We start from the raw sequence: 26,458 nt of genomic DNA on the forward strand, positions 1-26,458 counted from the left end.
GCCGAGACGCTCCGGGTCCCCCTTCGCATGCCTGCCCGCAGCATAGACCGCCGCGCCTACCGCTGCCGCGGGCACTGGCACGTCACGTCGCAGCCGCGGTGATCCCGATGCATCCCGTGCCGTTTGGAGACCCTACGTAGCGGCCCCGATCATCAGGCGTCGCTGTCAGAATCCATGGCGTGCCGCAACCGACGTTGATGCCGGACTCGAACATCTGGCGCTACCTCGTCGATGAGGACGCGATCGAGGCTGTAAGGATGGAAGCAAAGCGCCGCAGGGTCGCGATCGTCGCATGCCCAGCGGTGGTCTACGAGGCCCTCCGTGACCCCGACGCGAACCGACGTCACCGGTTGCTGAGAGCGATGACGCTCGGATCGTGGACGCGTCTGATGTCCGAGTCCTACACGGAGGCCAACGAACTCCGCGCCGAGATTGTGCGACTTCGCCCGGCATGGCTAGAGCCGCAGCCCGACCTTCAAGACTGGTACAGGTTGCAGGCGGACTGGAAGGGCGGCTTCTGGCGGCGGGGCCGGCACGACACTCGTGCCGAGGCTGCACGTGTCACCTTGCTGGAGGCTCGGAGAAACGACACCGCGCGCGAGGAGCGGCGACGCGAGCGTCAACAAGCCAGAGAGCGCGGATGGGACATCGCGAACGTCCCGCTCGACCTCACCGACTCCTTCACTATCCCCGTTCCAGGGTGGGACGGAGAGCCATTCCAGGCCTGGCGATCCGTCGGGCTCAACCGGTACTGGGTCAGCCTTCTGGCAGGCAAAGGGGCCGATTGGGATTGGCTCTCGCCGTGGCTCGCCGTACCGCTGGTCCTCGCCGACCAGGCATCGTGGGTCGCCATGTGGCTGTACGAGACCGACGCATCGCACGTGCCTCATCAGTGGCTGCGCTGGGCCTTCGATCTGGTCCAGTCGACGCAGCGGATCAACGACGGCACGGTGTTCGACAACCAGATTGCCAACTACTTACCCCACTGTGACGCGTTCATCACGTCCGACACCCGGTTCGTGAGGCAGATCGAGAAAGTCCGACCGCACTCCCCGATCGAGTTGGCTCAGGCGGTCCTAGCCCCGAGTGGCAGCGCCGCGGTCGAGGCCACGATGTGCGCAATCGCCAACCTCTCCGAAGGATGAAGATCCAGAGCTCACAGCCACCGCTGGGCTGTGGACTAACGTTCGCTGCGACGCAACACACGGGGCTCGCCCCGGCTGGGTGTGGTGTGGGTGATCGGACCGCGTCAGTCCGACTGGACCCTGCAAGCCCATCCAGCCGATGGGAGTCACCCATGAACCCCAAGACGTCGAACCTGCCCCGTCCCGGACAACGCTGACGGCCACGCGAGACGCCTTCGTCGAGGCCGTCGAGACTGACAACCGCGAGGCGATCCGTGCCCTGGCCGGCCGCCTGTGGTCCTGCACCGACATCATGCCCGGCTACTTGTGCGTCGCCCTCGACATGCGAGGGGCAGCACCTACGCCCAGTCCGCTCGAAGGATCCGCAAGGCGAGGTGAACAACGTCCGGCCCCGCTCGATCGCCCACCGAGCGGGGCCGGACGTGGCTCTACGCTCGGACCCGTGGACCAGGCACCGAATCGGGACGGCGGACCCGACCCGGCGCTCGCACTGGGTGCGTCAGCGCGAGCCAAGACCGGAGTCGGCCGCGGACAGACCCCGATCGCCTCTGGCGGGCCGGAGTACCACTTCTTGCCCAAGGATCCGGAGGAGGCCCTTAAAGCGCTCAGGGGGCCAGCCAGCCGGCTAGCCGAGCCCTCACCGGGGCACTCGCCCGAGGCCCAGGAGGGTCCACGGCGCTCCACCGGCGAGTCCGAGCAGCCCTGAGCTCGAAGACGCACTCAGGTCCCTACACGGCGGAGTAGCGTGCTGCACGTCAACCGAAGCCGTTGATTCGGGGCAGCGTTCCCGCAGGTCAACGTTGGTGGATCACTCCCACTCGATCGTGCCCGGCGGCTTGCTCGTCACGTCCAGCACCACGCGGTTGACCTCCGGGACCTCGTTGGTGATCCGGGTGGAGATCGTCGCGAGCACCTCGTAGGGCAGCCGCGTCCAGTCGGCCGTCATCGCGTCCTCGCTGGACACCGGTCGCAGCACGATCGGGTGACCGTACGTGCGGCCGTCGCCCTGCACGCCGACCGAGCGGACGTCGGCCAGCAGCACCACGGGGCACTGCCAGATGTCCCGGTCGAGGCCCGCGCGCGTGAGCTCCTCACGGGCTATCGCGTCGGCGGCGCGCAGCACGTCGAGGCGCTCGGCCGTGACCTCGCCGACGATGCGGATGCCCAGGCCCGGGCCCGGGAAGGGCTGGCGCCAGACGATCGCCTCCGGCACGCCCAGCTCCAGGCCGACGGCCCGCACCTCGTCCTTGAACAGCGTGCGCAACGGCTCGACCAGCTCGAACTGCAGGTCGTCCGGCAGGCCGCCGACGTTGTGGTGGCTCTTGATGTTCGCGGCACCCTCGCCGCCGCCGGACTCGACGACGTCGGGGTACAGGGTGCCCTGCACCAGGAACCGGACCTGCTCGCCGGACTCGCCGGCCTCCTCGACCACCTCGCGGGCGGCATCCTCGAACACGCGGATGAACTCGCGGCCGATGATCTTGCGCTTGGTCTCCGGGTCGGACACCCCCGCGAGCGCCGTCAGGAACCGCTCGCGCGCGTCGACGACCTTGAGCCGCACGCCCGTGGCGGCGACGAAGTCCTTCTCGACCTGCTCGGCCTCGCCGGAGCGCAGCAGCCCGTGGTCGACGAACACGCAGGTCAGCTGGTCACCGACGGCCTTCTGCACCAGCGCCGCGGCCACCGAGGAGTCCACGCCGCCGGACAGACCGCAGATCACGCGGGCGTCGCCCACCTGGGCGCGGATCGCGGCCACCTGCTCGGTGACCACGTTCTCGGGGTTCCAGTCGGCGGCGAGGCCGGCACCGCGGTACAGGAAGTTCTCCAGCGTCGACTGGCCGAGCGGCGTGTGGTGCACCTCGGGGTGCCACTGCACGCCGAACAGGCGGCGGTCGGTGTCCTCGAACGCCGCGACGGGTGCGGCGGCGGTGCTGGCCAGCACGCGGAACCCGGCCGGCGGGGACTTCACCGCGACGCCGTGGCTCATCCACACCCGCTGCTCGTCGGGCGAGCCGTCCAGCAGCACGCCGTCGTCGGACACGTCGGCCCGCGTCTGGCCGTACTCCCCCGTCGCGCCCGCGTCGACCGTCCCGCCGAGGGCGTGGGCCATCGCCTGGAAGCCGTAGCAGATGCCCAGCACGGGCACACCGGCCTCGAACAGCGCGGGGTCGACGGACGGCGCGCCCGGCTCGTACACCGAGGCGGGACCGCCGGACAGGATGATCGCCGCAGGGTGCTTGGCCAGCATCGCCTCGACCGACGCCGTGTGCGGCACGATCTCGGAGTACACGTGCGCCTCACGGACGCGACGCGCGATGAGCTGGGCGTACTGGGCACCGAAGTCGACGACGAGGACCGGGCGCTGCGCGGAGGCCGGGGGCTGCGTCACGCGACCAGGATAGGTGCGCGTCGCGGGCGTCCCGGCCCAGCGAGCGCTGCCAGGTCGGCCAGCCCGGTCCGCGCGGCCCCGCGGCCACCGTCCGGACGAGCGAAAACACCGTGAGCCGTGTCGGCACCTGTCCGTAACGTGGACGCCCGTGCGCTCGCTGCCCCTCGCCGATCCCGGCACCCCGCCCACCAGCGGCCCCTGGCCGCTGCTGGGCTGGCTGGCGCGCAAGCAGGCGGGTCCCCTGACCGCCGCCGTGCTGCTCGGCATCGTGACGTTCGCGTGCCAGGCGGTGCTGCCCTGGCTGACCGGGCGAGCGGTGGACGGCGGGCTGACGCACGGGTTCGGGCCGGACCTGTTCCACGCGGTGACGGGCCTGGTGGCGCTCGGCCTGGTCAGCGCGGCGGCCAGCGCGATCGGCCACCGGTTCGACGTGACGTGCTGGATGCGTGCGGCGTTCACCTCCTCCGAGCTCGTCGGACGCACCGCGGCGCGCTCGGGCCACGCGATCACGGCCGAGCTGCCCACCGGCGAGGTGGTCTCCGCGGTGGCGAACGACTCGCTGCGGATCGGCGAGATGTACGCGAACGCCGGGCGGTTCGTCGGGAGCCTGGTGGCGTACGCGGTCGTGGCGGTGCTGATGCTGCGGGTGTCCGTCCCGCTCGGCCTGGTGGTGGTCCTCGGGCTGCCGACCGTCGCCGCGGTGCTCGGGCTGCTCGTCAAGCCCCTGCAGCGCAAGCAGGCCGCGCAGCGCGAGGCGTCCGGCCGGCTGACCACGCTGGGTGCCGACACGGTGTCCGGTCTGCGCATCCTGCGGGGCATCGGCGGCGAGCACGTCTTCACCGCGCGGTACCGCGAGCAGTCCCAGAAGGTCCGCGCCGCCGGTGTGGAGGTCGCCGGGACGCAGTCCTGGCTCGACGGGCTGCAGGTGCTGCTCCCGGGAGCGTTCGTGGTGGCGCTGGTCTGGCTCGGCGCCCACCTGGCGCTGACGGGCACGGTCACGCCCGGCCAGCTGGTGTCGACCTACGGGTTCGCGGCCTTCCTCGCCTGGCCGGTGCAGAACGCCACGATGATGCTGCAGGCCGCGACCCGGGCGCACGTCGGTGCCGCCAAGGTGGTCGCGGTGCTCCGGGTGGTGCCCGCCTCCGGCGCCCGGCCTGCGAGCGCGGCCGCCCCGGCGCCGGGCGTGGCGCTGGTGGACGAGACGAGCGGCGTACGGGTGGACGCCGGCCGGGTGGTCGGCCTGGTCAGCGCGGACCCGGACGAGTCCGCGGCGATCGCGACGCGGATGGGCCGGTTCGACGACGAGGCGGAGGCCACGACACCGGTGCTGCTCGGCGGTGTCGCACTGGCCGACCTGCCCAAGGAGGAGGTGCGCCGTCGGATCGTCGTCGCCGAGGCGACGCCCCACCTGTTCTCCGGACCGCTGGTCGACGAGCTGGACGTGCGGGGGGTCGCCGACCGGACGCACGTCAGCCACGCCCTGACGCTCGCCGACGCCCACGACGTGCTGGAGTCGCTGCCCGGCGGGCTGGACGGCGAGCTGACCGAGCGCGGCCGGTCGCTGTCCGGCGGGCAGCGGCAGCGGGTCGCCCTGGCGCGCGCGCTGCTCACCGACCCCGAGTTCCTGGTGCTGGTCGAGCCGACCTCGGCGGTCGACGCCCACACGGAGGCACGGATCGCAGCACGGCTGGCGGACGCCCGGCGGGGCCGGTCCACCCTCGTGGTCAGCGCCAGCCCCGTGGTGCTCGAGCACGTGGACGAGGTCCAGCTGGTCGAGGACGGCCGCCTGGTCGCCCGCGGACGGCACGACGACCTGCTCGCGGGTGCGGCCGGTGCCGACGTCGCGGACCGGTACGGACGGATCGTCGGCCGCCAGCTGGACGAGGAACGCACCGCCGCCGCCGGCGGTGCGGAGCGGACGGGGGGTGCGTCGTGAGGCTGCCCATCGCCGACGGGCCGACGGTGCGGGCGTACGCCCTCGGGCTGCTGCGCGCGCACCGCTCCGCGCTGACGCGGATCGCGGTGCTGCACGGCCTGGCCGCCACGGCCGGGCTGGCCGGGCCCTGGTTGCTCGGCCGGGTGGTCGACGGCATCACGCACGGCACCACGGGGCGGTTCATCGACCGGATGGTCGCCATCGGTCTGGTCGCCGTGCTGACCCAGGCGGGCCTGACCCGGTACGCCACCCGCGCCTCGATCGTGTTCGGCGAGCAGGTGTTCGCCCAGCTCCGCGAGGAGTTCGTCGAGACGGTCACCACGTTGCCGCTGTCCACGGTGGAACGCGCGGGCACCGGCGACCTGGTCGCCCGCACCACCAACGACGTCAACCGGCTGCAGCACGCCGTCCGGTTCGGGGTGCCGCGCGTGATCGTCGCGGTGGTCTCGATCGCCCTGACCGTGGTCGCCTGCGTGCTGGTGTCGCCCCTGGTGGCGCTCGCGCTCTTCGTCGGCGTGCCCGGGATGGTCACCGTGGTGCGCTGGTACCTGCGCCGCGCGACCCCGGCCTACGTCCGGGAGGCCGCGGCCTACGCCGCGCTCAACGGAACCATCACCGAGTCCGTCGAGGGTGCCCGGACGGTCGACGCCCTGAGCCTGGGGCCCCGTCGGCACCGTCGGGTCCGCTCCGACCTGCACGAGGCGTTCCGTGCGGAGCGCGCGACGCTGAACCTGCGCACGGTGCTGTTCCCCGGCGTGGACCTCGCGTTCGTGCTCGCGCCCGCCGCCGTGCTCCTGTGGGGCGGTTGGCTCGCCGCGGACGGCCGGGTCAGCCTCGGCGCCGTCACGTCCATCGTCCTGTACGGGTACCAGATGGCCGGACCCGTGTGGGAGCTGATCTTCTGGGTGGACGAGATCCAGGTCGCGATGACGGCGCTGGCCCGCATCGTCGGCGTGCAGCTGGTGGCGCCTGACCGGACCGCCGGCAGCGAGCAGCCTGCGGACGAGCGGATCGCCGCCGAGGGGCTGCGGTACGCGTACCGCGAGGGGCACGACGTGCTGCACGGGATCGACCTCGACCTGGTGCCGGGCGAGCGGCTCGCCGTCGTCGGACCCTCCGGCGCCGGCAAGTCCACGCTGGGACGCCTGCTCGCCGGCATCCACCCACCGACAGGCGGACGGGTGACCGTGGGCGGTGTCCCGCTGGTCGACCTCCCGCTCGACGAGCTGCGCGGGCACGTCGCCCTGGTCACCCAGGAGCACCACGTCTTCGTCGGCTCGGTCGCCGACAACCTCAGGCTGGCCGCCGAGCACGCCGACGACGACGCGCTGGAGCACGCGCTGCGGGCGGTCGACGCGTGGGACTGGGTCCAGGCCCTCCCCGAGGGTCTCGGCACCGCTGTCGGCTCGGGCGGGGCGGCGCTGACCCCGGCCCAGGCGCAGCAGCTCGCCCTGGCGCGGCTCGTGCTGCTCGACCCGCACACCCTGGTGCTCGACGAGGCCACGTCGCTGCTGGACCCGAGGGCCGCACGGCACCTGGAGCGGTCGCTGTCGGCGGTCCTCGCCGGGCGGACGGTCGTGGCGATCGCGCACCGCCTGCACACCGCGCACGACGCCGACCGGGTCGCCGTGGTGCAGGACGGGATGGTCAGCGAGATCGGTGCCCACGACGACCTGGTCGCAGCCGGCGGCGACTACGCCGCCCTCTGGCGCTCCTGGCAGCACGAGGCCTGAGCGGCGCGCCCTAGTCGAACGGGTTGCCGCGCGCCTCGTCCCGCACCATGCGCCACCACAGCAGCAGCGCGAACCCGGCGAAGATCCACCACTGCGCGGCGTAGGACAGGTTCTGCAGGTTCAGCCCGGTGCCGCGCCTGGTCGGCGGCGGCAGCACCGTCGGCGGGTCGCCCTGCGCCGGGTCGGACGAGGCGAGCACCACGTACCCGGTCCACGTGGGTCCGCCCCACACCCCGACGAGCTCGGCCGGGCTGATCGCCTCGGTGCGCCCGTCGGACACCCCCGCCCCGGGAGCCTCGCCCGCCTGCAGGTACCCGACCACGGAGACGGCGCCGCCGGGTGCCGCGGGCAGGGGCGCACCGTCGGGCACGAACCCCCGGACGACGGCGAGCACGGCGGCGCCCTGCGGGGTGCTGACGTGCAGCGGTGTGAGCACCAGCGACCCGTGCCGGCCACCGACCACGCGTCCCGTCACCTGCAGCTGCCCCGCCGGGTCGTAGGTGCCCGAGACCTGCACCTTCCGCCCGACCATGCCGCCCGTGAACGGCTGCTGCGGTGCGATCACCTGGTCGAGCGGGACGGGTGCCGCCGTGGTCAGCTCCGCCTGGTGCCGCTGCTCGGCTGCGGCCCCGCGGACCTGTGCCCGGTCCAGCTGCCAGACCCCGAGCCGGGCGCACACCGCCGCCGCCAGGAGCAGCAGAGCGAGCATCCCGAGCATCCGCGGCGTCACCGCAGCCCGGAACCAGCGCGCCGCCCCGCCGGACGGTGCCGGGACGTCGGTCCCCACCGAGTCTGGGACGTGCGTCCCAGTCGGCTCTGTGACCGGTGCAGACGCGTCCCCGGAAGCGTGCTCGGCACGTCCCGGACCGCGGTCCGACGACGGGCCGGGCGGTGCGCTCGGCAGGGGGCTCATGGGCACGTGCCACGGTACCTCGGCACTCGGGAGCAGCACCGTGACCAGGGCAGACGTGCGCTCGGCGGTACCTGCGGAACCGATGCGGCTCGCACCGGTGCGCTGCCCGTCGCCATGGGGTTGTATGGCGCTATGAGCCTTGTCACAGCGCTCCCTGGGCCTGATGTCCCGGATTCGGAGCCGCGGCTCACGCAAGGCTAGGGTCCGGGACCGGCCTAGACCGGCCGTCGACGAGGGGAAGACACCGATGAGCACGACGACGGAGAAGCCTGCGGCCTGGCGCCGCGGGGCGGGCGCCCAGATCGAGGCATCGACCCTCGAGCGCATCGACCAGTGGTGGCGTGCGGCCAACTACCTGTCGGTCGGCCAGATCTACCTGCTGAACAACCCGCTGCTGCGCGAGCCGCTCAGCCGGGACGACGTCAAGCCGCGCCTGCTGGGCCACTGGGGCACCACGCCGGGCCTGAACTTCCTGTACGCGCACCTGAACCGCGCCATCGCGGAGCGCTCGCAGTCGACGATCTACGTCACCGGCCCGGGCCACGGGGGCCCCGGCCTCGTCGCGAGCGCGTACCTGGACGGCACGTACTCGGAGATCTACACGAACATCACCGAGGACGAGGACGGGCTGCGCAAGCTGTTCCGCCAGTTCTCCTTCCCGGGCGGCATCCCGTCGCACGTCGCCCCGGAGACGCCGGGCTCGATCCACGAGGGCGGCGAGCTCGGCTACGCGCTGTCCCACGCGTACGGCGCGGCGTTCGACAACCCGGACCTGCTGGTCGCCGCGGTCGTCGGCGACGGCGAGGCGGAGACCGGCCCGCTGGCCACCAGCTGGCACTCGAACAAGTTCGTCAACCCGGCGCAGGACGGCGTCGTGCTGCCGATCCTGCACCTCAACGGGTACAAGATCGCCAACCCCACGGTGCTCGCCCGCATCAGCGACGACGAGCTGCACGACCTGATGGTCGGCTACGGCCACCACCCGTACGTGTTCACCGGCGGCTACGACGCGGACGAGTCGATGGTCGACGTGCACCGACGCTTCGCGGTGCTGCTCGACGAGGTGCTCGACGAGATCGCGGACATCAAGGCACGTGCCGCCGCCGGCGACACCAGCCGCCCGATGTGGCCGATGATCGTCTTCCGCACCCCCAAGGGCTGGACCGGCCCGGCCGAGATCGACGGCAAGAAGACGACCGGTTCGTGGCGGGCCCACCAGGTGCCGCTCGCCAGCGCCCGGGACACCCCGGAGCACCTGCAGGTGCTCGAGGAGTGGCTGAAGTCGTACCGCGCCGAGGAGCTGTTCGACGCCACCGGCCGCCTCGAGGCGAACATCCGTGCGCTCGCCCCGAAGGGCGACCTGCGGATGAGCGCGAACCCGAACGCGAACGGCGGCGTGCTGCTCAAGGACCTGCGGCTGCCCGACTTCCGTGACTTCGCGGTCGACGTGCCGCACCCCGCCGGCTCGTTCTCCGAGGCGCCCCGGGTGCTCGGCGACTACCTCACCGAGGTGATCCGCCGGAACCCGGACAACTTCCGGATCTTCGGCCCGGACGAGACGGCGTCCAACCGCCTGCAGTCGGTGTTCGGCGTGACGGACAAGCAGTGGAACGCCGAGTACATCTCCCCCGACGTGGACGAGCACATGGCCCGCGCGGGCCGCGTGATGGAGATGCTCAGCGAGCACCAGTGCCAGGGCTGGCTCGAGGGCTACCTCCTGACCGGGCGGCACGGCCTGTTCACCTCCTACGAGGCGTTCATCCACATCGTCGACTCGATGTTCAACCAGCACGCGAAGTGGCTGAAGGTCACCAACGACATCCCGTGGCGCCGGCCGATCGCCAGCCTGAACTACCTGCTGTCCAGCCACGTCTGGAGGCAGGACCACAACGGCTTCTCGCACCAGGACCCGGGGTTCATCGACCACGTGGTCAACAAGAAGGCCGAGGTCGTCCGCGTCTACCTGCCGCCGGACGCGAACACCCTGCTGTCCACCTACGACCACTGCCTCAAGAGCCGGCAGTACGTCAACGTGGTGGTGTCCGGCAAGCAGCCCGCGCCCAACTTCCTCACCATGCAGGAGGCGATCGAGCACACCACCCGGGGCCTCGGCATCTGGGAGTGGGCCGGTACCGAGGTCGCCGGCGAGGAGCCGGACGTGGTGCTGGCGTGCGCCGGTGACGTGCCGACGCTCGAGGTGCTGGCCGCGGCGGACATCCTGCGCCGCGAGCTGCCGGTGCTGAAGGTGCGCGTGGTCAACGTCGTCGACCTGATGCGGCTGCAGGACGAGCGGGAGCACCCGCACGGCATGTCCGACCGGGACTTCGACACGCTGTTCACGGCGGACCGGCCGGTCGTCTTCGCCTACCACGGCTACCCGTGGCTGATCCACCGCCTCACGTACCGCCGCAACGGGCACGCCAACATCCACGTGCGCGGGTACAAGGAGGAGGGCACCACCACCACGCCCTTCGACATGGTGATGCTGAACGACCTGGACCGTTACCACCTGGTGATCGACGTGATCGACCAGGTGCACTGGCTGCGCGCGTCGCAGGCCGGCCTGCGCCAGCGCATGGTCGACGCCCGCCTGCGCGCCCGTCAGTACACCCGGGAGCACGGCGAGGACATCCCGGAGGTGCGCGACTGGGTGTGGCCGGATGCCGGCGACGCCGCCGCCGAGGGCGAGGTCGCCGCGACCTTGTCCACGGGTGGCGACAACGAGTAGTCGGTGAGGGGGCCGGAGCGGGTGACCGCTCCGGCCCCCTCGTCGCATGACGAACCGCAAGAAACAGGAGACGCCCACCGTGGCCCGCAGCATCTACATCGCCTCACCCGAGGGTGACACCGGAAAATCCACGGTGGCTCTCGGCCTAGTCGACCTGCTCACGCGAACCGTGCAGCGCGTCGGCGTGTTCCGTCCGGTCGCCCGGTCCACCGAGGAGCGGGACTACGTGCTCGAGCTGCTGCTCGCCCACGACGGCATCGACATGGCGTACGACGACGCGATCGGCGTCACGTACGAGCAGGTGCTCGACGACGCCGAGGGCTCGCTGGCGAAGATCGTGCAGCGGTACCACGACGTAGAGCGCCGCTGCGACGCGATCGTCGTCGTCGGCACGGACTACACGGACGTCGCCGGACCGACCGAGCTGGCGTACAACGCCCGCATCGCCGCGAACCTCGGCGCGCCGGCGGTGCTGGTGGTCAGCGGCAAGAACCGGGCGCCGGACGCGATCCACCAGATCGCGGAGGTGGCGATCGCCGAGATGAAGGCGAACCACGCCCAGGTGGTCGCGGTGGTGGCCAACCGGTGCGCCGCCACGTGCGTGGACGGCGTGCGGGCGGAGTTCAAGGACGAGCTGCCGATCTGGGCGATCCCGGACGACCCCATGCTGACGGCCCCGACCCTGCGCGAGCTGGTCGACGCGGTGGGCGGCTCGCTGATCCGCGGCGACGAGGAGCTGCTGTCCCGCGAGGTGCTGGACCTGCTGGTCGGCGCGATGAGCGTGGAGCACCTGCTCGACCGCCTGCAGCCGGGTGCCGTAGTGATCACCTCCGGCGACCGGCACGACGTGCTGCTCGGCCTGCAGCTGGCGCACCAGGCCGACGGGTTCCCCAACCTGGCCGGCATCGTGCTGACCGGCGGCCTCACACCGGCCCCCGTGATCTCCCGGCTGCTGGACGGCCTGAACTCCCGGCTGCCGATCATCAGCACCGACCTGGGCACGTTCCGGTCCGCCTCCGCGGCGGCGGCGACCCGTGGGCGGCTCAGCCGCGACTCGCAGCGGAAGGTCGACTCCGCGCTCGCGCTGTTCGAGCAGCACGTCGACGGCACGGCCCTGCTCGGGGCTCTGGACGTCCCGCGCGTCGCCGTGGTCACCCCGCTGATGTTCGAGTACGAGCTGCTGGACCGGGCCCGCAACGACCGCAAGCACATCGTGCTGCCCGAGGGTGGCGACGACCGCATCCTGCGCGCCGCCTCGACCCTGCTCCAGCGCGGTGTCGCGGACCTGACGATCCTCGGCGACGAGCAGTCGATCCGGACCCGGGCCACCGAGCTGGGTCTCGTGCTCGACGCCGCTCAGGTGATCGACCCCAAGGACGGCGAGCTGCTCGAGCGGTTCGCTGCCGAGTACACCGAGCTGCGCAAGCACAAGGGCATGACGGTGGAGCGCGCGCGCGAGATCGTCTCCTCGGTGTCCTACTTCGGCACGATGATGGTCAAGCTCGGCCTGGCCGACGGCATGGTCTCCGGCGCGATCCACACGACGGCGCACACCATCAAGCCGTCGTTCGAGATCATCAAGACGGCGCCCGGCGTCAGCAACGTGTCCAGCTGCTTCCTGATGTGCCTCGAGGACCGCGTGCTGGTGTACGCCGACTGCGCGGTGATCCCGGACCCGACGGCCGAGCAGCTGGCGGACATCGCGATCTCCTCGGCGGCGACCGCCGAGCAGTTCGGCATCGAGCCGCGCATCGCGATGCTGTCCTACTCGACCGGCGAGTCCGGCACGGGGGCGGACGTGGACAAGGTCCGCACCGCCACGGCGCTGGTCCGCGAGCGCCGCCCCGACCTGTCGGTGGAGGGCCCCATTCAGTACGACGCCGCCGTGGACGCCTCGGTCGCCAAGACGAAGCTGCCGGACTCCGCGGTGGCCGGGCGGGCGACGGTGTTCGTCTTCCCCGACCTGAACACCGGCAACAACACGTACAAGGCCGTGCAGCGGTCCGCCGGCGCCGTGGCGATCGGCCCGGTGCTGCAGGGGCTGCGCGCCCCGGTCAACGACCTGTCCCGCGGCGCCCTGGTCCAGGACATCGTCAACACCGTCGCGATCACCGCGATCCAGGCCCAGGCGCTCGCCGGGGCCACCACCCGCACCCAGCTGCCCGCGGCAGCCGACCCCGTGGAGGCAGCAACCCGATGAGCACCCGCACAGTCCTGGTGGTCAACTCCGGCTCGTCGTCGATCAAGTACCAGCTGGTCGACCCCGACGCCGGCACGGCGATCGCCTCGGGCCTCGTCGAGCGGATCGGCGAGAGCTCCGGCAACGTCAAGCACACCTACGGCGACCAGACGGTCAAGCGCGAGCTGCCCGTGCCGGACCACGCGGTCGGCATGCGCATCGTCCTCGACCTGTTCGAGGAGGTCGGCCCCTCGATCCACACGTCCAACGTCGTGGCCGTCGGCCACCGCGTGGTGCAGGGTGGCTCGGTGTTCGACGCGCCGGCCCTGATCGACGACGACGTGGTGGAGAAGATCGACGCCCTGTCCCCACTGGCTCCGCTGCACAACCCGGCGCACATCACCGGCATCAAGGTCGCCCGGCAGCTGCTGCCGGACGAGCCGCAGGTCGCGGTGTTCGACACGGCGTTCTTCGAGAAGCTGCCGGCCGAGGCCGCCACGTACGCGATCGACAAGAAGGTCGCCGCCGCGCACCAGGTGCGCCGCTACGGCGCCCACGGCACCTCGCACCAGTACGTCTCGCAGGAGGTGGCCCGGTACCTCGACCGCCCGGTCGGCGAGCTGAACCAGATCGTGCTGCACCTGGGCAACGGCGCCTCGGCGTCGGCCGTCAAGGGCGGCCACGCGGTGGACACCTCGATGGGGCTGACGCCGCTCGAGGGCCTGGTGATGGGCACGCGCTCCGGGGACATCGACCCGGCCGTGGTGTTCCACCTCTACCGGAACGCCGGCATGTCGATCGACGACATCGACGACCTGCTGAACCGCCGCTCCGGCATCAAGGGCCTGTCCGGCGAGAACGACTTCCGGGCGCTGCACGACATGATCGCCGCGGGGGACGCCGACGCGGCGCTCGCCCTGGACGTGTACGTGCACCGGCTGAAGAAGTACGTCGGCGCCTACTACGCGATCCTCGGCCGGCTCGACGTGCTGACGTTCACCGCCGGTGTCGGCGAGAACGACGACGTGGTGCGCGCGCGGGTGTGCGAGGGGCTCGAGCCGCTCGGCATCGTGCTCGACCCGGAGCGGAACGCCGGTCGTGGCGGCCCGAAGGTCATCTCCGCCGACGGCTCGCCCGTCACGGTGCTGGTGATCCCCACCAACGAGGAGCTGGCCATCGCCCGCCAGTCGCTGGCGGTGGTCGAGGCCCGCTGAGGCCCGCGACCCACGGGTGCCCCGGTCCGCTCGTCGGACCGGGGCACCGCTGCGTCAGGCGGCGCTCACGGCAGCCGCACCGTCCGCATGGCCCGCAGCGTCTGCGTGTAGACGGCCGGCCAGAGCTCGTGCCCCAGCCCGAAGAGCCGCTCGAGCCCCACCGTCGGGCCGCCCCACGGACCCAGCACGCCGTGGGTCCCCCGCTGCACCGCGATGGTCTGCTGCCGCGTGTGCAGCCACAGCCCCTCCGGCCCGTGCCGGCCGCCGAGCCCGGACGGCCCCCAGCCGGACTGCGGCGCCCCCATCGACGCCCAGCTGGCGACGTACCCCTCGTTGACGTTCACCGACCCGGCGCGGACGCGCCGAGCGAGCGCGGCCCCGCGCCGTGCCGACGCCGTCCAGATGCTCGCGTTGAGGCCGTACTCGCTGTCGTTCATCGCGGCGACCGCTTCGTCGTCCGACGACACCGGGCTGAGCGCCACCACCGGACCGAAGGTCTCCTCGCGGCACAGGAGGGCCGTGGCCGGGACGTCGGTCAGGACCGTCGGCTCGTAGAAGTAGGGGCCGAGGTCCGGTCGCTCGTGCCCGCCGGTCAGCACCCGTGCGCCCTGGCCGACGGCGTCCTCGACGTGCTCGACCACCCGGGCCAGCTGGCTCGCCGACGTCAGCGACCCGACGTCCGACCGGTAGTCCAGCCCCGCACCCAGCCGCAGCGCACGCGTCCGGGCGACGAACGCGGGCACGAGCTCGTCCCACACGGCGCGGTGCACGTACACGCGCTCGACGCTCACGCAGATCTGGCCCGTGCCCGCGAAGGCGGCGCGCACCACCCCGGCGGCTGTGACGTCCACGTGCACGTCCTCGGCGACGTAGAGGGCGTTCTTGCCGCCGAGCTCGAGCGTCGCGGGCACCAGCCGCCGCCCGGCCTGCGCGGCGACCGTGCGACCGGCGCCGGTGGAGCCGGTGAAGACGACGGCATCCGCCGCCTCGACCACCGCCGAGCCGATGTCCGGCCCGCCGGTGACCACCTGAAGCACGCCGACCGGCAGGCCCGCGTCCTCCAGCAGCTCCGCGGCCCACAGCGCCGTCAGCGTCGTCTGCGGGTCGGGGCGCAGGACCACGGCGTTGCCCGCGACCAGGGCCGGCAGCGCATCGCCGAGGGCCATGGTCAGCGGCACGTTCCACGGCGCCACCACGCCGACCACCCCGATCGGGTGTCGCACCACCCGGGTGGACGTCAGCCCGGGCAGCAGCCCGGCGGCGTGCCGGGTGGCCAGGTACGAGCGGGCGCGGACGGCGTAGTGCCGCGCCACGTTGGCGACGTCCGCGACCTCCTCGAAGGCGTGGGTCCGCGCCTTGCCCGTCTCCACCTGGATCAGGTCGAGCACGTCGCTCTGCCGTTCGAGGAGCAGGTCGTGCAGCCGCAGCAGCACCGCCGTGCGCTCCCGGAGCGGGGCGGCGGACCACAGCCGCTGGGCGGCACGGGCGCTCCGGACGGCCTGCACCACGTCCTCCGGCCGGGACAGCGGGACGGCGGCGATCGGTGCGCCGGTGAACGGCGCGTGCGCGACGTGGACGGCGTGGCCGGGGCCGGCGACCACCCTGGCCAGCAGCGTGCGCAGGTCGTCCGGCTCGAGCACGTAGGTGGCGAGCGGGTCCGTCTCCGGGTCGTGCAGCTGGGCGTGTGCCGGGTCCGGCTGCCCTGCGTCGTGCGCCATCGCGTCAGCGTACGTCCGCCGCCTGTCGGAGCCCATGTGGGCGGAGTCGGTGGAGCCGGCGCGGTCGGGCGCAGTCGGCGGAGCCGGACGCACTCGGGTGCAGAACGCAGGTGGGGCGGTCGCCGTCGGCGACCGCCCCACCCCGTCGTGCACTCAGCCCAGCGTCGCGCGCACCTCGTCGACCAGCAGCCCGACCACGGCCGCGCGGGCCTCCTCGGCCGACCGCGCCGCGAGCGCCGCCGCCGCCATCTCGCGGCACCGCTCCAGCGTGTGGTGCCGCACGGCGTACCGCACGGCCGGCACGGCACCTGCCGACATCGACAGGCTCGTGACGCCAAGACCCACCAGGACCAGCGCCATCAACGGGTCGGCCGCCGACTCGCCGCACACCCCGACCGGCTTGCCGAGCGTCACCCCGGCCCGAGCCGTGGTGGCGACCAGGTCGAGCACGGCCGGCTGCCACGGGTCGAGCAGGTCGGCCAGCTCACCGCGCAGCCGGTCGGTGGCCATCGTGTACTGCGCGAGGTCGTTGGTGCCGAGGGAGACGAAGTCCACCTCCGCGAGCAGCTGCTCGGCCCGCAGCGCGGCCGAGGGCACCTCCACCATCACGCCGACCGTCGCGACCCCCGCGGCACGGGCTCGTGCCGCGAACTCCCGGGCCTCGTCCACCGTGGCGATCATCGGGGCCATCACCCAGGGGGTGGTGCCCGTCTCGCGCTGGGCATCGGCGAGCGCCGCCAGCTGGGTGTCGAGCAGCTCCGGGTGCGTGCGCACCTGGCGGTAGCCCCGCACGCCGAGCGCCGGGTTCTCCTCGTCGGGCTGCGTGGCGAAGGTCAGCGGCTTGTCCGCACCGGCGTCGAGCGTGCGGACCACCACCTTGCGCTCGCCGAGCGCCCGGAGGACGACGGCGTAGGTCTCCGCCTGCTCCTTGCGGGTCGGCGCCGTGGACCGCTCGAGGAACAGCACCTCGGTGCGGAACAGGCCGACGCCCTGCACCGGCTGCGGGGCCACGCGCTGGGCGTCCTCGGCCGTGCCGATGTTGGCGAGCAGCTGCACGGGATGGCCGTCGGCCGTGGCACCCGGTGCGGTGTCCTCCTCGAACACGCGCTCGGTCGCCGCCCGGCGCGCCAGCGCCGCCCGCAGCTCGTCGTCCGGGTCGACCGTCACGGTGGACGTCGCCGAGTCGACGGCGACCTCGACGCCCTCGGGCAGGTCGGTCGCACCGGTGACGCGGACCAGGCACGGCAGGCCCAGCTGGCCCGCGATGATCGCGGTGTGGCCGGTGGGGCCGCCGAGCTCGGTGACGATCGCCACCACGTTCGCCAGGTCGAGCGCCGCCGTGTCCGCCGGTGCGAGGTCGCGGGCGACCACCACGGACGGCCTGGTCAGCTCGGGGACACCGGGTGCCGGCAGCCCCATCGCGCGGGCCACCACCCGGTCACGCACCGACCGCAGGTCGGTGACGCGCTCGGCGAGGTACCCGCCCGCCTGCTCGAACATCGCGGCGAACATGTCCACCACGGCGTCGACCGCCGCGACCGGCGGCTCGCCGGCGTCGAGCCGGGCGAGCACGCCGGTGCGCAGCGCCGGGTCGGCCGCCATCTGCGCGGTGGCGGCCAGCACCTCCTTGACGGTGCCGGACGAGCGGTCGGACTGGGCCTGCAGGGCGTCCGCGACGTCCGTGAACGCCTGCCCCACCGCGGCGCGCACCTGCTCCGGGCCGGCCGGTGCACCGTCCACCAGCAGCGGCGCGTCGGCGGCGGGGGCCGGTGCCGGGCGCACCTGCACGACGGGGCCGACGGCGGTCCGACGGCCGACGCCGACGCCGTGCAGCACGGCACCGGACGCGGCCCCCACCGCCGCGGTCACGACGTCGCCTCGGGTGCGTCCAGGTCGCGGGAGAGCAGGTCGACGAGGCCGTCGAGCACCTCGTCCGCCTTCGGTCCCTCGGCTGCCAGGGTCACCTGGGCACCGCACGGCACGCCGAGCGACATCACCAGCAGGATGCTCGACGCGTCCACCGGCAACCCGCCCTCGGTGGCGATGGTGACGGGGGTGCCGCCGGCGGCCACCGCCTGCGTGAAGAGCATCGCGGGACGGGCGTGCAGCCCCACCCGGGACGCCACGGTGACAGTTCGTTCTGCCATGTCGTCAATCGCCTTTCGTCAGGTCGTCCAACGTCGTCGTCGTCGTCACTGCGATGCTGCTCACGCCACCCGGGCGACCGCCGGACGGGTGACCGCCTCGTCCGCGATCTCCGCGTCGGAGCCCTGCCCGAGCCGCTTCATCGCCATCACCGCCAGGGCGGACACTACGGTGCCGACCACCAGGGCGAGCAGGAACAGCAGCGGCTTGCTGATCAGGGCCAGCACCCAGATGCCGCCGTGCGGGGCCAGCTGACCGCTGCCGAAGGCCATCACCAGGCCACCGGTCACGGCGCCGCCGAGCATGAACGACGGGATCATCCGCAGCGGGTCGGCCGCAGCGAACGGGATGGCGCCCTCGGAGATGAAGGACAGGCCGAGGAGCCAGGCGGACTTGCCGGACTCCCGCTCGTTCTCCGTCCACAGCGCCGGACGGACGGCGGTGGCCAGCGCGACGGCCAGCGGCGGGACCATGCCCGCGGCCATCACGGCGGCCATCACCTTGGCCGGGGCGGCCGACGTGCTGGCGGCGTTGGCCAGACCGGTGGTGGCGAAGACGTAGGCCACCTTGTTCAGCGGTCCGCCGAGGTCGAAGCACATCATCAGGCCCAGGATCACACCGAGCAGCACCGCGCTGCCGCCGGACAGGCTGGACAGCCAGCTCGAGAGCCCGTCGTTCAGCGCCTTCATCGGCGGACCGATCACCAGGGCGGTCAGCACGCCGACCACGGCGACGGACAGCAGCGGGATCACCACGACGGGCATCACGCCCCGCACGCCCTTGGGCACCTTCCAGCGGGAGATCCACAGCGCGAGGAAGCCGCCGAGGAAGCCGGTGACGATGCCGCCGAGGAACCCGGCGCCGACCAGGCCGGCCGCGAAGCCGCCCACCATGCCGGGCACGATGCCCGGACGGTCGGCGATGCCGTAGGCGATGTACGCCGACAGCGCCGGGACCAGGAAGGCGAAGGCCCACTTCCCGATCCAGAACAGCAGCACGGCCCACGACTGCCCGGAGGTGAACGAGAACCCGTCGGCGATCCACTTGGCGAACGCCGCACCGTTGGTGCCGTCCACCACCTTGGTGACCTCGATGGCGCCGTTGGACGGCCACGCCACGGTCGCGATCAGGAAGCCGATCGCGATGAGGATGCCGCCGGCGGCGACGAACGGGATCATGTACGACACGCCGGTCATCAGGTACTGCCGGATGCGGTGACCCACCCCGACGGTCCGCGCAGGGGTGACCGCGACCGGCACCGGGGCGGCACCGGCAGCGGGAGCCGTACCGGCGGCACGCGCCGCCTCGACCGCGGCGACGGCCTGCGCGATCACGCCGGGCGCGTCGTGCACGGCCTTCTTCACGCCGACGTCCGTGATCGGCTTGCCGGCGAACCGCTCCTTGCCCTGCACGTCCAGGTCGGCGGCGTAGATGACGCCGTCCGCCTCGGCGATGAGCGCCGGGTCCAGCGGGACGGAACCCGCGGCACCCTGCGTCTCGACGTGGACCTCGTGGCCGGCCGCCTTACCGGCCTGCTCGAGGGCCTCAGCGGCCATGTAGGTGTGCGCGATGCCCGTGGGGCATGACGACACGGCGACGAACTTCATGCGGGAACCACCTCTCGGGTGATGATCTCGGCAACGGTGGCGGCGTCCGGCGCGTCGGTCAGCGACTGCCGGAACTCCGGGTGCACCAGGCGGCGCGCGAGCGCCGCCAGGATCTTCAGGTGGTCGGCGTCACCGGACGCGGGGGCCGCGATGAGGAAGACCAGGGTCGCGGGCCCGTCGGGGGCACCGAAGTCCACGCCGCCCGGCACCTTGCCCAGCGCGAGGCTGGGGGTGGTGACGTACTGGGACCGGGCGTGCGGCAGGCCGATGCCGCCGGGCATGCCGGTGGCCATCTGCGCCTCCCGTGCCTTGACGTCGGCGGCGAAGCCGTCGGCGTCGGTCACGCGGCCGGCCGCCACCAGCTTGTCGATGAGCTGGCGGACGACGTCGTCCCGGTCGGTGGCGACCACGTCGACGGCGACGAGGTCGGGGGTGATCAACGAGGTGCTCACGTCACAGCTCCTTCAGTGCGAGGCGGGGATCGGGGTTCTCGACGACGTGGACGGCCTCCACGTCGACGTCGGCAGGGTCCGGGACGGCGGTGCCCGGCATCATCACGGCGGCCCGTCCCCACGCCACCGCGGCACGCAGCCGCTCGGCCGGGGTGCCGGTGGCGCCCAGGTAGCCGGCGAGGGTGGTGTCGCCCGCGCCGACGGTGGACAGCGGCACCAGGGCGGGCCCACCGGCCCACCATGTGCCGTCCGCCAGCACCAGCAGCGCGCCGTGGGCGCCGAGGCTGACCAGCACGGCCTTGGTGCCGGCGGACATCACCTCGCGCGCGGCCTCGACGACGTCGCCGACCGTGCTCAGCTCGCGGCCGACCAGGTCGGCCAGCTCCTCGTCGTTCGGCTTGACCAGGCACAGGCCACCGGCCCGGACGGCCCTGGTGAACGGGGTGCCGGAGGTGTCCAGCACCAGCGGCACGCTGTACCGGGCGGCCAGGCCCGCCAGCCGGACGAAGAACGACTCCCCCGCACCCGCGGGCAGGCTGCCGGCGGCGACCAGGGCGGCCGGCCGGGTGGCCAGCTGCGCCTCGACCGCCGCGAGCACCGCGTCGACCTCGGCGGCGGACAGCTGCGGACCGGGCGCGTTCACCTTGGTGGTGGTGCCGCGGGAGTCGACCAGCGTCAGGTTGGTGCGGGTGTCCCCTGCGATCGGCACCGGCACGGCCGGCACCTGGTGCTCGTGCAGCAGGCGCACCAGGTAGTCGCCGTCGGCACCGCCCACCGGCAGCACCGCGCGGGTCTCGACGCCCTGACGGGCGAGCACCCGCGACACGTTGATGCCCTTGCCGCCGGGGTGCACGTGCGCGGCGTGCGCGCGGTTGACCTCGCCGACCTCCAGGCGGTCGACGTCCAGAGCCCGGTCCAGGCTCGGGTTGGGGGTCAGCGTGACGATCATGCGCGCACCACCCTCAGTCCGGCCGACTCCAGCTCCTCGGCGAGCTCGGCGTCCACGCCGGCGTCGGTGATCAGCGTGTCGACGGCACCGATCGGGGCGACGTGGACGAAGTCGGCCCGGCCCACCTTGGTGTGGTCGGCCAGCACCACCGTCCGCCGCGCGGCGGCCACCAGCGCCCGCTTCACGGACGCCTCGGCAAGGTCCGGGGTGGTCAGCCCGTGCTCGACGCTGATCCCGTTGGTGCCGAGGAAGGCGACGTCGGCGTGGATGTCGCCCAGGTCCCGCAGCGCCCAGGTGCCGACGGCGGCGAGCGTGCGGCCCCGCACCGTGCCGCCGACCAGGTGCAACGTGATGCCCTGCCGCGTGGCGAGCACCGTGGCGACCGGCAGCGCGTGGGTCACCACCGTCAGCTCCCGGTCGCTCGGCAGCAGCTCGGCCAGCCGCACCGTGGTGGTGCCGGCGTCGAGGATGATCGCGCCCCCGTCGGGCAGCTCGTCGAGCGCCGCCTTGGCGATGCGCTCCTTCTCTCCGGAGAGGACGCCCTCGCGATCGGCGATGCCGGGCTCGAAGCCGAGGCGCTCGACCGGGATCGCGCCGCCGTGCACCCGGCGCACCAGGCCGTGCCGCTCGAGCGCGGTCAGGTCGCGGCGCACGGTCTCGGGCGTGACGTCGAGCTCGACCGCCAGCGAGGCGACGTCGACGCGCCCCTCGCTGCGCGCCCGCGCCAGGATCTGCTGGTGCCGCTCCGGTGCGTACACGGTGACTCCGTCGTCCTCAGGCCGGACGGGCCCTGCGCCGCGTCCGTGCCAGTGAGACTCTCGCCCACGGCGCCGGATGTCAACCCCAAGCAAGCAGACTCGGACACACCCGGATCCGATCGGGCACCGGTTGGCCCGATAACGGGACTTTGGTCCCATTCGGTCGCGCTGATCGGACATCGCCTACCGCCCCGATGTCCGGGACTGTGGGATCGCATCCACGCCGTGCGTCCGCGCACGTCCCGGCACATGCCGAGCGTCCCGCGCGGACCGCGCTCGCGCCAGACGAGCGCACCACCGGCTCCGGCCGTGCCGCCACCGCAACCGGGCATGGCGAAGGGCGCCGCGGGCGCGGTGCGGAGACCTTCTGGAGTGATCCCCGCACCACGGCCGCGACGCCCTTCGCCCCTCGGCTCCCGGGCCGCGTCACCAGCCCGGGAGCCTGCTGCCGAGGCCCGTCAGGCCTCGTTCACCGAGGAGATGAGCTGGTACAGCTCGTCGGCGTCCTTCACCTCGAGCACGCGTGCCGCCTGCTCGGGGTCGGCGAACACCAGCGCGATCTTCGACAGGATCGTCAGGTGCTCGTCGCCGACGCCGGCGATGCCCACCACGACCCGGACGGGCTTGTCCGGACCCCACTCGATCGGCTCGTCGTACCGGATCAGGCACAGGGCCGACCGGACGATCTGCCCCTTGCTCTCGTCCGTCCCGTGCGGGATGGCCAGGAAGCTGCCCATGTACGTCGACATGGACCGCTCCCGCTCGGCCATCGCCTCCACGTAGGCCGGTGTGACCGCCCCGGCGCTGACCAGGAGCTCACCGGCCTCCCGGATGGCCTCGTCCTTGGTCCGGGCCGTGCCCGGCACCACGACGAGGTCCCGGGTCAGGACGTCCGTCACGAGGCGCTCCTGTCGCCGGCCGTGGCGGCCGCCGCCTTCGCCTCCGTCACCACGTCGTCGTAGACGGGGCTGGCCAGGAAGTTGTCGACGGACAGGTGCCGGGAGGTCGGCGCGTGCCGACGAGCGCGGTCGGTCAGCTCGCTCTGGCTGATCACGATGTCGGCGCCGTCCTCCAGGTTCGCCACGGCCTTGTTGACCACGGAGATGTCGCTCAGCCCCGCCTTGCGCAGCTTGTCGCGCAGGATGCTCGCCCCCATCGCGCTCGAGCCCATGCCGGCGTCGCACGCGAAGATGATCGAGTGGATCGGCCGGGTGCCGACCAGGGTGGACCCGGCGGCGCCCGCCGTGGCCGCACCGGACAGGGAGCCCAGCGCGCTGCTGGACTTGCCCTTGTTCGCCTCGGTCTGGGCGATCGCGGCGGACAGGTCGCCGCTCTCACCGAGCTCGAGGTCGCGGCGCCGCTGCGCCCGCAGGATCACGGCCGCCACGACGAAGGACACCGCGGCGGACAGGACCACGGACAGGATGACGCCGAGGTAGCTGCCCCTCGGGGTGGCCGCGAGCACCGCGATGATCGAGCCGGGTGCCGCCGGACCACGCAGGCCCGAGCCGAACACCACGTTCGTCGCCACGCCGGTCGCACCGCCGAGGATCGCGGCAATGATCAGCATCGGCTTCATCAGCACGAACGGGAAGTACACCTCGTGGATGCCGCCGAAGAACTGGATGATGATCGCGCCGGGAGCCGAGCTCTTGGCGACGCCGACACCGAGCAGCGTGTAGGCGAGCAGGATGCCGAAGCCCGGGCCGGGGTTCGCCTCGACCAGGAACAGCAGCGACTGACCGTGCTGGGTGACCTGCTGCGCGCCGAGCGGCACCAGCACACCGTTGCCGATCGCGTTGTTGAGGAACAGCACCTTGGCCGGCTCGACGATCAGGCTCATCAGCGGGAGCAGCTGGTGGGACGCCATCGCGTCGACGACGTGGCCCAGGGCCTTGCTGACCGAGGTGATCACCGGCGCGAACAGGAAGAACGCACCGACGGCCATGGCCGCGCCGGCGATGCCGGCGGAGAACATGTCGACCAGCATCTCGAAGCCGGGACGGATCTTGCCGGCCCAGATGGAGTCGATCTTCTTCATCACCCAGGCGGAGGCCGGGCCGACGATCATGGCGCCGAGGAACATCGGCACGGTGGAGCCCACGATCATGCCGACGGCGACGATCGAGGCGACCACGGCACCGCGGTCCTTGTAGACGATCCGGCCGCCCGCGTTCGCGATCAGCAGCGGGAGCAGGTACGTGATCATCGGGCCGACCAGGCCCACGTACTGGTGGAACGTCGTGCCGTCCTTGGCCTGGGCCAGCGCCGTGGCGGCACCCTGCCAGCTCATCGCGTCGGCGTTGCCGAACCCGCCGAGGATGCCGTTGGGCGTCCACCCGGCGGCGATGAAGAGGGTGGTGATCAGGCCCCAGGCGAGGAACGCCGGGAGGTTCGGCATGATCATGGAGGTCAGGAAGGCCCCGAACCGCTGGACCCTGACCTGTGCGCTCTTGCCCCGGCGCACGGTGGGGACGGCTGCCGCACTAGCGGACATCCCGCTCACTCTCCGTTCGGTGTGACGGTCGGTCGGGCTCTCGCCCGGGTCCGGCACTGAGGGATCTTCATTGATCGCGCCCTGCTCCCCGGGGCCCCTGCACCCCGGGACTGGTGCCGGGCGGCCGTCGGCCGACCGCCCGGCGGTCACGACCTCACGGCTCGATCGTGACCTTGATGCCCGTCCCGTTCCGGACGACGTCGAGGCCGTCGCGGATCTGGTCCAGCGGCAGCCGGTGGGTGATGAGGTCCGCCACCGGCACGCTGCCGTCGGCGATGTGGGCGAGGGCCTGCTTGTTGTGCGCAGGGCTCGACCCGTTGGCGCCCCAGATCGTCAGCTCGCGGTAGTGCACGAGGTTGGAGTCCAGGGTGATCGTCGGCTTGTCCTTGGGCAGGCCGCCGAACAGGCTGATCCGGCCGCGCGGGGCCAGCATGCGCAGACCCTGCTCCTGCGCCGCACCGGAGGCGGCGGCCGTGATGACGAGGCTCGCGCCCTTGCCGTCGGTCAGGTCGAGGACGGCCTGCACCGGGTCGGTCTCGGCCGAGCAGATCGCGGCGTCCGGCTTGACGATCTCGGCGGCGAGGTCGAGGCGCTCGCGGCTGAGCTCGACGAGGAACACCTTCGCCGCGCCGCGGGCCCGGGCCAGCCGCACGTGCAGGCAGCCGATGGGGCCGGAGCCGACGACGACGACCACGTCGCCCTCGTGCGTGTCGGCGAGCTCCTGCGCGTTGATCGCGCAGGCGAAGGGCTCGCTGACCGACGCCTCGGCGAACGAGACGCCGTCGGGGATGCGGTTGAGGCCGTCCACCGCGAGCACCTGCGGCGGCACGATCATGTACGGCGCGAACCCGCCGTCGAAGTCGTAGCCCATCGACAGCTGGTTCGGGCAGATGGTCATCAGACCTGCCGTGCAGAACTCGCACGTGCCGCACGGGATGGCGGCGATCACCTGCACGCGGTCACCCGCGGCCCAGCCGGTGACGCCCTCGCCGACCTCGACGATCTCGCCGGCGATCTCGTGGCCCATCACCCGCGGCGGCTGCATGCGCTGGTGGCCGGCCGTCGCGATCTTCACGTCCGTGCCGCACATCGAGCAGGCGCGCACCCGGATCTTCACCTCGCCGGCGGCGACCTGCGGCTCGGGCGACTCCTCGATGCGCACGTCGCCCGGGGCGTAGAAGCGGAAGACCTTCATCGTTCTCCTTCGTTCGTGGTGCCCACGCTCCGGGCGGGGTGCGGGCGGACGGGCAGCGCGGTCATGCGCGCACCACCCGAGGTCCGGCTGCCTCGATCTCGTCCACCAGCTCGGGTGCCGCGTCGGTGTCCGTGACGAGCACGTCCACCGCGGACAGCGGAGCGACCAGGGCGAAGTCGGAGACGCCGAGCTTGGTGTGGTCCGCGAGGACCACGACGCGGCGGGCGGCGGCCACCAGCGCGCGCTTGACCTGGGCCTCGGCCAGGTCCGGCGTGGTCAGTCCCCGCTCGACGGTCACGCCGTTGGTGCCGAGGAACACGACGTCGGCGTGGATCTGGGTCAGCGCCGCCAGCGCCCAGGAGCCGACGGCGGCCAGCGTGCGGCCGCGCACCGTGCCGCCCACCAGGTGCACCGTGATGTTGGGCCGTCCGGCCAGCACCGTGACGATCGGCAGGCCGTGCGTCACCACCGTCAGGTCCCGGTCGGTCGGCAGCATCGCGGCGAGCCGGATCGTGGTGGTGCCGGCGTCGAGGATGATCGCGCCGCCGTCCGGCAGCTCGTCCAGGGCAGCTTTGGCGATCCGCTCCTTCTGGGCGGACATCACGCGCTCACGGTCGGCGAGGCCGGGCTCGAAGCCCAGGCGCTCCACGGCAACCGCGCCGCCGTGCACCCGGCGCAGCAGCCCCAGCCGCTCGATGGCGGTCAGGTCGCGCCGCACGGTCTCCGGCGTCACGTCCAGGTCGAGCGCCAACGAGGCGACGTCCACCCGACCCTCGGCCCGCGCACGGGTGAGGATCTGCTGGTGGCGCTCGGGTGCGTACATCGGTCTCCGTCGACTCGACCGGGCGGCAGTGCCCGCGACGTCAGAGCATGATGTCCACTCGGACAGATGTCAAGCAC

19 protein-coding genes are annotated in these 26,458 nt (G+C 72.7%); 6 read left to right on the forward strand and 13 right to left on the reverse strand.

What is annotated here, in order from left to right; genetic code table 11:
• The first annotated feature begins 179 nt into the window (after positions 1–179).
• Entirely contained in the window at positions 180–1,145 is a 966-nt protein-coding gene (locus QMF98_RS13225; RefSeq protein WP_337973465.1) for a hypothetical protein, read from the forward strand.
• A gap of 808 nt (positions 1,146–1,953) precedes the next feature.
• Here QMF98_RS13225 and guaA read toward each other — a convergent pair.
• On the reverse strand, positions 1,954–3,534 hold the full coding sequence (gene guaA, locus QMF98_RS13230; RefSeq protein ID WP_337973466.1) for a glutamine-hydrolyzing GMP synthase: 1,581 nt from the start codon (positions 3,532–3,534) through the stop codon (positions 1,954–1,956).
• Positions 3,535–3,682: 148 nt separating this feature from the next.
• Between guaA and QMF98_RS13235 the strand changes: the two genes are divergently transcribed.
• Complete coding sequence (locus QMF98_RS13235) at positions 3,683–5,470, forward strand: ABC transporter ATP-binding protein (RefSeq protein WP_337973467.1); 1,788 nt, start codon at positions 3,683–3,685, stop codon at positions 5,468–5,470.
• The gene (locus tag QMF98_RS13240; RefSeq protein ID WP_337973468.1) at positions 5,467–7,203 is read left to right on the forward strand and encodes an ABC transporter ATP-binding protein; all 1,737 of its coding nucleotides are present in this window, start codon (positions 5,467–5,469) and stop codon (positions 7,201–7,203) included. Before QMF98_RS13235 ends, QMF98_RS13240 begins: the two co-directional genes overlap by 4 nt.
• 10 nt (positions 7,204–7,213) lie before the next feature.
• Here QMF98_RS13240 and QMF98_RS13245 read toward each other — a convergent pair whose 3' ends face one another.
• Entirely contained in the window at positions 7,214–7,990 is a 777-nt protein-coding gene (locus QMF98_RS13245) for an SURF1 family protein (protein ID WP_337973469.1), read from the reverse strand.
• Positions 7,991–8,363: 373 nt separating this feature from the next.
• Between QMF98_RS13245 and QMF98_RS13250 the strand changes: the two genes are divergently transcribed.
• Genes QMF98_RS13250 through QMF98_RS13260 form a run of 3 tightly spaced genes read left to right on the forward strand, consistent with a single transcriptional unit; the run spans position 8,364 to position 14,237 of the window.
• A complete protein-coding gene (locus QMF98_RS13250; protein ID WP_337973470.1) occupies positions 8,364–10,844 on the forward strand; it encodes a phosphoketolase family protein in 2,481 nt (826 codons plus the stop codon).
• A gap of 46 nt (positions 10,845–10,890) precedes the next feature.
• On the forward strand, positions 10,891–13,044 hold the full coding sequence (gene pta, locus QMF98_RS13255; protein ID WP_337973471.1) for a phosphate acetyltransferase: 2,154 nt from the start codon (positions 10,891–10,893) through the stop codon (positions 13,042–13,044).
• Complete coding sequence (locus QMF98_RS13260) at positions 13,041–14,237, forward strand: acetate/propionate family kinase (protein WP_337973472.1); 1,197 nt, start codon at positions 13,041–13,043, stop codon at positions 14,235–14,237. The genes pta and QMF98_RS13260 overlap by 4 nt, the downstream gene beginning before the upstream one ends.
• A 65-nt stretch (positions 14,238–14,302) precedes the next feature.
• Here the strand turns inward: QMF98_RS13260 and QMF98_RS13265 are convergent, their stop codons facing one another.
• The 11 genes from QMF98_RS13265 to QMF98_RS13315 all read right to left on the reverse strand — a co-directional run bounded on the left by QMF98_RS13265 (position 14,303) and on the right by QMF98_RS13315 (position 26,381).
• Complete coding sequence (locus tag QMF98_RS13265) at positions 14,303–15,955, reverse strand: succinic semialdehyde dehydrogenase (protein ID WP_337973473.1); 1,653 nt, start codon at positions 15,953–15,955, stop codon at positions 14,303–14,305.
• A 153-nt stretch (positions 15,956–16,108) separates the two neighbouring features.
• Positions 16,109–17,824, reverse strand: coding sequence for a phosphoenolpyruvate--protein phosphotransferase (gene ptsP, locus QMF98_RS13270; RefSeq protein ID WP_337973474.1), 1,716 nt, complete (start codon positions 17,822–17,824; stop codon positions 16,109–16,111).
• On the reverse strand, positions 17,821–18,102 hold the full coding sequence (locus tag QMF98_RS13275; protein ID WP_263729620.1) for an HPr family phosphocarrier protein: 282 nt from the start codon (positions 18,100–18,102) through the stop codon (positions 17,821–17,823). The genes ptsP and QMF98_RS13275 overlap by 4 nt, the downstream gene beginning before the upstream one ends.
• A 60-nt stretch (positions 18,103–18,162) precedes the next feature.
• Complete coding sequence (locus QMF98_RS13280) at positions 18,163–19,707, reverse strand: PTS fructose transporter subunit IIC (RefSeq protein ID WP_337973475.1); 1,545 nt, start codon at positions 19,705–19,707, stop codon at positions 18,163–18,165.
• Positions 19,704–20,159 carry a PTS sugar transporter subunit IIA gene (locus tag QMF98_RS13285; RefSeq protein ID WP_291757827.1) on the reverse strand — a complete coding sequence of 152 codons (456 nt, stop codon included), beginning with the start codon at positions 20,157–20,159 and terminating at the stop codon, positions 19,704–19,706. The genes QMF98_RS13280 and QMF98_RS13285 overlap by 4 nt, the downstream gene beginning before the upstream one ends.
• A 1-nt stretch (position 20,160) precedes the next feature.
• Complete coding sequence (pfkB, locus tag QMF98_RS13290; RefSeq protein WP_337973476.1) at positions 20,161–21,108, reverse strand: 1-phosphofructokinase; 948 nt, start codon at positions 21,106–21,108, stop codon at positions 20,161–20,163.
• Positions 21,105–21,866, reverse strand: coding sequence for a DeoR/GlpR family DNA-binding transcription regulator (locus QMF98_RS13295; RefSeq protein WP_263729625.1), 762 nt, complete (start codon positions 21,864–21,866; stop codon positions 21,105–21,107). The genes pfkB and QMF98_RS13295 overlap by 4 nt, the downstream gene beginning before the upstream one ends.
• A gap of 458 nt (positions 21,867–22,324) precedes the next feature.
• A complete protein-coding gene (locus QMF98_RS13300; protein WP_337973477.1) occupies positions 22,325–22,765 on the reverse strand; it encodes a PTS mannitol transporter subunit IIA in 441 nt (146 codons plus the stop codon).
• The gene (locus tag QMF98_RS13305; protein WP_337973478.1) at positions 22,762–24,363 is read right to left on the reverse strand and encodes a PTS mannitol transporter subunit IIBC; all 1,602 of its coding nucleotides are present in this window, start codon (positions 24,361–24,363) and stop codon (positions 22,762–22,764) included. Before QMF98_RS13305 ends, QMF98_RS13300 begins: the two co-directional genes overlap by 4 nt.
• Before the next feature lie 154 nt (positions 24,364–24,517).
• Positions 24,518–25,558 (reverse strand): zinc-dependent dehydrogenase, encoded by a 1,041-nt coding sequence (locus QMF98_RS13310; RefSeq protein WP_337973479.1) that lies wholly within the window; start codon positions 25,556–25,558, stop codon positions 24,518–24,520.
• A 61-nt stretch (positions 25,559–25,619) separates the two neighbouring features.
• Positions 25,620–26,381, reverse strand: coding sequence for a DeoR/GlpR family DNA-binding transcription regulator (locus QMF98_RS13315; RefSeq protein ID WP_337973480.1), 762 nt, complete (start codon positions 26,379–26,381; stop codon positions 25,620–25,622).
• Positions 26,382–26,458: the final 77 nt, after the last annotated feature.

The organism is Cellulomonas sp. NTE-D12 (assembly GCF_027923705.1).
Classification (GTDB): domain Bacteria; phylum Actinomycetota; class Actinomycetes; order Actinomycetales; family Cellulomonadaceae; genus Cellulomonas.

Bases quoted from the DNA above. Each gene is read 5' to 3' on its own strand.
- QMF98_RS13250 (WP_337973470.1), top strand. From the start codon at position 8,364: ATGAGCACGACGACGGAGAAGCCTGCGGCCTGGCGCCGCGGGGCGGGC.
- pta (WP_337973471.1), top strand. From the start codon at position 10,891: ATGACGAACCGCAAGAAACAGGAGACGCCCACCGTGGCCCGCAGCATC.
- QMF98_RS13260 (WP_337973472.1), top strand. From the start codon at position 13,041: ATGAGCACCCGCACAGTCCTGGTGGTCAACTCCGGCTCGTCGTCGATC.
- QMF98_RS13265 (WP_337973473.1), bottom strand. From the start codon at position 15,955: ATGGCGCACGACGCAGGGCAGCCGGACCCGGCACACGCCCAGCTGCAC.
- QMF98_RS13275 (WP_263729620.1), bottom strand. From the start codon at position 18,102: ATGGCAGAACGAACTGTCACCGTGGCGTCCCGGGTGGGGCTGCACGCC.
- QMF98_RS13280 (WP_337973475.1), bottom strand. From the start codon at position 19,707: ATGAAGTTCGTCGCCGTGTCGTCATGCCCCACGGGCATCGCGCACACC.
- pfkB (WP_337973476.1), bottom strand. From the start codon at position 21,108: ATGATCGTCACGCTGACCCCCAACCCGAGCCTGGACCGGGCTCTGGAC.
- QMF98_RS13305 (WP_337973478.1), bottom strand. From the start codon at position 24,363: ATGTCCGCTAGTGCGGCAGCCGTCCCCACCGTGCGCCGGGGCAAGAGC.
- QMF98_RS13310 (WP_337973479.1), bottom strand. From the start codon at position 25,558: ATGAAGGTCTTCCGCTTCTACGCCCCGGGCGACGTGCGCATCGAGGAG.
- QMF98_RS13315 (WP_337973480.1), bottom strand. From the start codon at position 26,381: ATGTACGCACCCGAGCGCCACCAGCAGATCCTCACCCGTGCGCGGGCC.